Origin of the sequence: Mesorhizobium sp. M7A.F.Ca.US.014.04.1.1, from assembly GCF_003998745.1 — a bacterium.
GTDB classification, from domain to species: Bacteria; Pseudomonadota; Alphaproteobacteria; order Rhizobiales; family Rhizobiaceae; genus Mesorhizobium; species Mesorhizobium ciceri.
On record NZ_RZRW01000859.1, the window covers coordinates 1 to 1,756 of the forward strand.

The 1,756-nt window shown below is 66.2% G+C and carries 1 protein-coding gene and 1 pseudogene; both read right to left on the bottom strand.

Annotation, left to right across the window (positions count from 1 at the left end):
* A partial coding sequence (locus EOA22_RS32395; RefSeq protein WP_127390543.1) for a UPF0280 family protein occupies positions 1-793 on the bottom strand: 793 nt, incomplete at its 3' end.
* A pseudogene (locus EOA22_RS32400) lies at positions 793-1,756 on the bottom strand (6-hydroxynicotinate reductase); the annotation flags it as partial. The pseudogene EOA22_RS32400 and the gene EOA22_RS32395, both read right to left, overlap by 1 nt.

Below are 1,756 nucleotides of genomic sequence, written 5' to 3' on the forward strand. Positions count from 1 at the left end.
CCGCCCGGCCAATAAGCCCCCGCCGGCGAAAATCTTCGGCGACGGCAAGGCCATTGTCCAGCGCGCGCGCCACTTCGCCAAGGGCAAGCGTGCCGACGCCTTGCGTCACCAGCCGCGAGCCGAGATCGCTGTCGGGCGACAGTTCGTGTGCGGAAATGCGCTTGATGGCGGGATTGCCGGGCAGGTCCACCGCGTTGGCGATGAGCGTCGCCGCCGCATCGGCTTCGGCGCCGGTCCGCGCCAGAACGGTGACGGCGTCGGCAATGCCAAGCGAGAAGGAGCGGCCACGCCAACCGCTGGTGGCGACGCCGCGAACGCCATCTTCCGCGCGGATCGTGATCCGGTCGGTCATGCCGTTGCCGGTACCGGCAACCGCCAGACCCATCGACTGGCCCTTGCCGATATGGAGCGCGCAGTCGCCGCCATTGTTGACATAGGCGCGCTCGATCTTGCGACCGGCAAGCAATGCGGCGAGCATTTCGTCGGCTACCGATCCCGCGACGGCCGCCATCGGAGTTATAAAGCATTCCGCCAGGGGCATGACGGCTGCCTCCATGCGGCGCGCCGTCGGGCCGGCGAAGGTGCGCGGCGCCAGGAAAAACGCCGGCAGCCGCAATTCGGGGAGTTCCTCGACCAGCTCCACCAGGATCGTCTGGAACCGCGCTATGGCCTGTTCATAGGCTCGGCGGCATTCATCCGCCTCACCAAAAACCTCGACGATCAGGTCGATCGGCCCGTGGTTGAGATGCAGCCGCTTGCCGTCCTGCAGCCAATGGGCTTGCGGGCCTTGCATCACCCGGCCCCGTTCGAGCCGGCACGACGTAGCTGCGCGAGTGGCGGCCATGGATTGTTGGTTTCGGCGCCTGTGCCGCGGCGCGGATTCAGGTACTCACCGCCTTTTGCGACAATATCCTCGACGCTGCGGATCTCGGCCTCGTCCCCGCCGAGCCTGACATAGTCGTCGCGGCGCAGCGTGAATTCGATCGGCGCCACCAGCGCCGGTGTAGGCACATAGCCGAAGGCGCCTTCCGGCACCCGTGTGACATCGACCATCAGGGTGATGCCGCCGCCCGGCCAGACATAGACCGGCGCACCGCCGACCGTGACATAGGTGGTCAGGCCCTGAACCGAGCGGGTGAGATTGACCGGGTTTTCGGTGACGCCGGCGCGCAGCGAACCGCCGGCGCCGCCGATGAACAGCACCGTGCACAAAGCCGGCTCGCAATTGTCCTCGATCAGGCCGACCGATTTTTGCAGCCGTTCCGGAAACGGTTTTTGCACCGGCTTCAACTCGTCGTCGAGCTCGTAATAGGCGAATTGCTCGCCGGTGGTCGAAACCATCAGCAGCGACAGGCCCGGCCGCGCACCCTTCTTGGCGTTCCACTCGCCAAGGATCGACAGCGGGTCTGAAATGCTGGTGCCGCCCCAGCCGAGGCCTGGCTCGGACACCTTGAAATAGCGGCCCGGCGTCGAACGGCGGCCGATGATCTTTATCCCTGTGTCCTGCCAGCCCAGCACCTTGCCGGCCTGATGCTCGGAAACGACGCCGGTGATGTGGTCGTCGACCACCACCACCTCGTCGACAAGGCCGCGCCATTGCGTGGCGAACATGCCGATGGTCGCCGAGCCGCAGCCGACGCGCATGCGATGTTCCTGCTTGCCGTCGATGACAGGCGCTTTGCCGGCTTCGACTGTTATGGTGGCGCCGCCGTCGATGGCGAGTTCCACCGGCTTGCGGGTGCACAGATTGAGCAGC